The sequence below is a fragment of the Winogradskyella sp. genome (assembly GCF_025210595.1).
Taxonomy (GTDB): domain Bacteria; phylum Bacteroidota; class Bacteroidia; order Flavobacteriales; family Flavobacteriaceae; genus Winogradskyella.
On sequence record NZ_JAOARH010000122.1, the window covers coordinates 1 to 3,964 of the forward strand.

At 27.4% G+C, this 3,964-nt stretch carries 4 protein-coding genes; all 4 read left to right on the forward strand.

The window, feature by feature from the left end:
* On the forward strand, window positions 1-1,578 hold a 1,578-nt coding region (locus tag N4A42_RS12435), incomplete at its 5' end, for a hypothetical protein (protein ID WP_294074474.1).
* A 55-nt stretch (window positions 1,579-1,633) separates the two neighbouring features.
* Window positions 1,634-2,587 (forward strand): glycosyltransferase family 2 protein, encoded by a 954-nt coding sequence (locus tag N4A42_RS12440; RefSeq protein WP_294074477.1) that lies wholly within the window; start codon window positions 1,634-1,636, stop codon window positions 2,585-2,587.
* Between the two features lie 143 nt (window positions 2,588-2,730).
* On the forward strand, window positions 2,731-3,708 hold the full coding sequence (locus N4A42_RS12445) for a GNAT family N-acetyltransferase (RefSeq protein WP_294074480.1): 978 nt from the start codon (window positions 2,731-2,733) through the stop codon (window positions 3,706-3,708).
* On the forward strand, window positions 3,705-3,964 hold a 260-nt coding region (locus N4A42_RS12450; protein WP_294074483.1), incomplete at its 3' end, for a DegT/DnrJ/EryC1/StrS family aminotransferase. The genes N4A42_RS12445 and N4A42_RS12450, both read left to right, overlap by 4 nt.

Sequence of the window (3,964 nt, forward strand, 5' to 3'; positions counted from 1 at the left end):
TATTGGTTTTCTGGTTTTGTTGGGGGGGTATGGCATCAATTGTATGAGGATGGAGGTATATTGTGGTTTAGGATACTTGCTATAGTTGTTAATACAGCTACCTTATATATCTCATATAAGATTTTAAAATCTTATATGAGAAAAGACCTGTTGTTATCTGCTTTAATTATGGTGCTTTTTGTTAATGATTATGGTTTTTTAACGTATTATCATAATCATTTAACAGCCTTAATGACTGTGTTAACTATATATATGTTGAAAAAATCGGTCACTGAAAATAGTTTCCTATTATATGTTATGTCAGGAATATTATTGAGTGTAAATGTTTTTACCAGAATTCCTAACGCAGTACTTTTTTCGTTAGTTTTAGTTATTCCGTATTCTTTTTATTTAAAAAAGGAGTCAATTATAAAGTCTATAAAACCGTTTACTTACATTGGGATTGGGACAGTGATTGGTTTGTTAATGGTTTTTGCTTTGCTAAGCTATCTTGGTCAAATAGAAATTATGAGAAATGCATTATTTACTATTAATGATTTGGGTAATACAGAAAATAGTTCTCATAATTTTAAGTCTATTTTTATAGCACCTTATTTTAATTTCATTTCTATAGCAATTGAAACGATTAAGTTCTTTTTGATAATTTCTGTGCTTTATTTCGTAAAGCGATTTTTGCCTAAAAATAAGATTGCTGGATTTGTTTTTTTTGCGTTAACAATTCTGTTTTTAATTTTTTGGTTTAATACAAAAAATATTTATCCTATCTATAGTTTTTGTTTAATTGGTAGTGTGGCTATGTTACTTGTAAAGAAGATTAAATATGAAATTAAAATTATCAGTTTTTTATCTTTATCAACATTACTTACAATTTATCTTGGCACAGGTGGTGGAATTATAAATGCTGGTTTTATGGGTATTTGGATTGGACTACCTCTGTTTTTTTATTTTGCAAATCGTTATAATTGGATTATACAAAATCTTAACTTTATAAATAAAAAGTCTAAGTTACAGGTACATCAAAAAACTAAGCAATCATTTTTATGGTCGGTTGTAATAGCATTCATTTTGCTCAAAGGTTATAATATATCTCAACAAGCTTATTTTGATAATGGCAGTAGATTTGAAAAAAAATATACTATAAATAGTTCTTTGACTAGAGGGATTTATACTACTGAAAGACGAGCTAAGATTATAAATGAGCTGTTACTTCAATTAGAAAATATAGTACAGCCAAATGATTATTTATTGGTCTATGATAAAATGCCAATGATTCATTTTTTAACAAAGACTAAACCTTATATGTATAATCCATGGGTGTGGATATATGATTATAATTCATTTGAGAAAAAGCTTACTAAAGCAGAGTCAGAAATACAAATTTTGCCTATTGTTGTCCAACAAAAATTTGAAACTATTTATGAGTTTTCTGAACCTATTAAAGATTATATGTCAACTAATAAAGAAAACAACAATTTTCATAGTAATGAGCGTAACTCAGTAATGAATGATTTTTTAAGGAGAAACAAGTACAAAATTACTTGGAGTAATGATTATTTTAATGTTTACTTATCTAAATAATTGAGAATTTTTAATCCACTATTTAGTTTATATTAGTGTTATATTTAATTAGTATATGATGTTGAAAAATGATATTTCAGTAGTGGTTCCGGTCTACAATGAATATGAAAATTTACCCGAACTATATAAAAGGGTGAAAAATACTGTTTCTTCTATTACAGATAAATATCAAATCATATTTGTAAATGATGGAAGTAATGATGACTCTCTATCCAGAATTTTATCTTTTGCAGAAAATAACCCAAAGGTTTTTTACCTTGATTTGAGTAGGAATTTTGGGCATCAAATAGCTGTAACTGCAGGATTAGAGTATTGTAATGCAGATTGTACCGTAATTATAGATTCTGATTTGCAAGATCCACCAGAACTAATTTTTGAATTATATTCAAAATATAGAGAAGGTTTTGATGTTGTATATGCAAAGCGAAAAAAGAGAGAAGGAGACACTTTTATTAAAAAGTTTACAGCTAAGTTATACTATAGATTGTTAAAAAGATGGGTGTCTTTTGAGATTCCTTTAGATGCGGGAGATTATAGGCTTATTTCAAATAAAGTAGTAAGTGCTGTTAATCAAATGCCAGAACAAAATAAATTTTTAAGAGCTCAAATAGCTTGGTTAGGTTTAAAGCAAGCGTATGTGTTATTTGATAGAGAGATAAGAAAACATGGAAAAAGTGGTTATTCTTATGGCAAAATGTTCCGTTTAGCATTTGATGGAATAACGGGTTTTTCAGATAAGCCCTTACTATTAGTTAGTCGTTTGGGATTCGTGATTTCAATCTTTTCATTTTTAGTGATAATTTATGCAATATTTGCTCATTATATTTTTAAACAAACTATTACTGGATGGACATCTTTAATTATTAGTGCAATGTTTATGGGAGGTATCCAATTACTGTCAATTGGTATAATAGGTGAGTATATCAGTAGAATTAATAAAAATGTACAGAAAAGACCTTTGTACATATTAAAGGATACAAATATTAACGATACATATATAAATTCATAAATAAACACTATTAATATTTCAATAAAAAAGCATTATAGATTATGTTAATAGTTAATGTCTCATTTTTTTCAAAGCAAATAGAATTTAATTTCAAAAAAATATCAATCAATAGTTTAATAAATAATTAACCCTATTTTTGATAGATGCAAAACTTAAAGGTTTTACGATATAAATCATCTTACAAAAATGAATGGAATACTTTTACTGTAAATAGTAATCAACAAACCTTTCTATTTCAAAGAGATTTTATGGACTATCATAGTGACAGATTTCACGATTACTCATTAATGATTTATAAGCAAGATGAATTAGTTGCATTACTACCAGCAAATAAGGTAAATGATAGAGTGTATTCTCATTTAGGATTAACCTATGGTGGGTTAATATATAATGATAGTTTAAAATCTAAGGAAGCTATAGATGTTTTAAAAACCATTATGTGTTACTTAAATCAAAATGGTATAGCTAGTTTAACTTTAAAAGAATTACCTTATGTTTATTTAAACCATCCAGTCAATAACCCTTTAGCGTATTTATGCTTTAAAGTAAAAGCTCAATTAGAGCGTATGGATATGCATTCTGTGTTAGACTTAAAATTTAAAGCTTACTCTAGAAGTAGAAAAAATGGTTACAAAAGAGGAATGAAGCATAACCTTGTAGTAGAAGAGACCAATGATTTTTCTTTATTTTGGAATCAAATTCTTATGCCAAACCTAGATCTTAAGCATGATGTGAAGCCTGTACATACTCTAGCAGAAATACAACTTTTAAAATCCAGATTCCCTAAGCAGATTAGGCAGTTTAATGTTTATCACAATGACGTTGTTGTTGCTGGTACAACAATTTTTGAAACCAAAAATGTAGCTCATAGCCAGTATATTTCTGGTAATGCAGATAAAAATATTTTAGGAAGTTTAGATTTTTTGCATCATCATCTATTAGAGTGTGTTTTTGATAAAAAGACTTATTTTAATTTTGGAATATCTAATGAAAATCAAGGGCAAAATATAAATGAAGGTTTACAGTATTGGAAAGAAGGTTTTGGGGCTCGTTCTATTACTCAAGGGTTTTACAAAATAGATACAGTAAATTATAAACTTTTAGAGGATGTGTTTATATGATTAAGTTTTTAGATCTATATAAAATCAATAATAAGTTTAGAAAAGATTTAGAAGCTTCATTTTCAAAGTCTTTAGATGATTCTTATTATATTCTTGGTTATAACGTCGAGAAATTTGAAACTGAATTTGCGCATTATTGCGATACAAAATATTGTATTGGTACAGGTAACGGTCTAGATGCTTTAACCTTAATTTTTAAAGGCTATATAGAATTAGGTAAGCTTAAAAAAGAGGACAAAGTTATTGTGCCTGCAAA

Bases quoted from the DNA above. Each gene is read 5' to 3' on its own strand.
- N4A42_RS12440 (WP_294074477.1), top strand. From the start codon at position 1,634: ATGATGTTGAAAAATGATATTTCAGTAGTGGTTCCGGTCTACAATGAA.
- N4A42_RS12445 (WP_294074480.1), top strand. From the start codon at position 2,731: ATGCAAAACTTAAAGGTTTTACGATATAAATCATCTTACAAAAATGAA.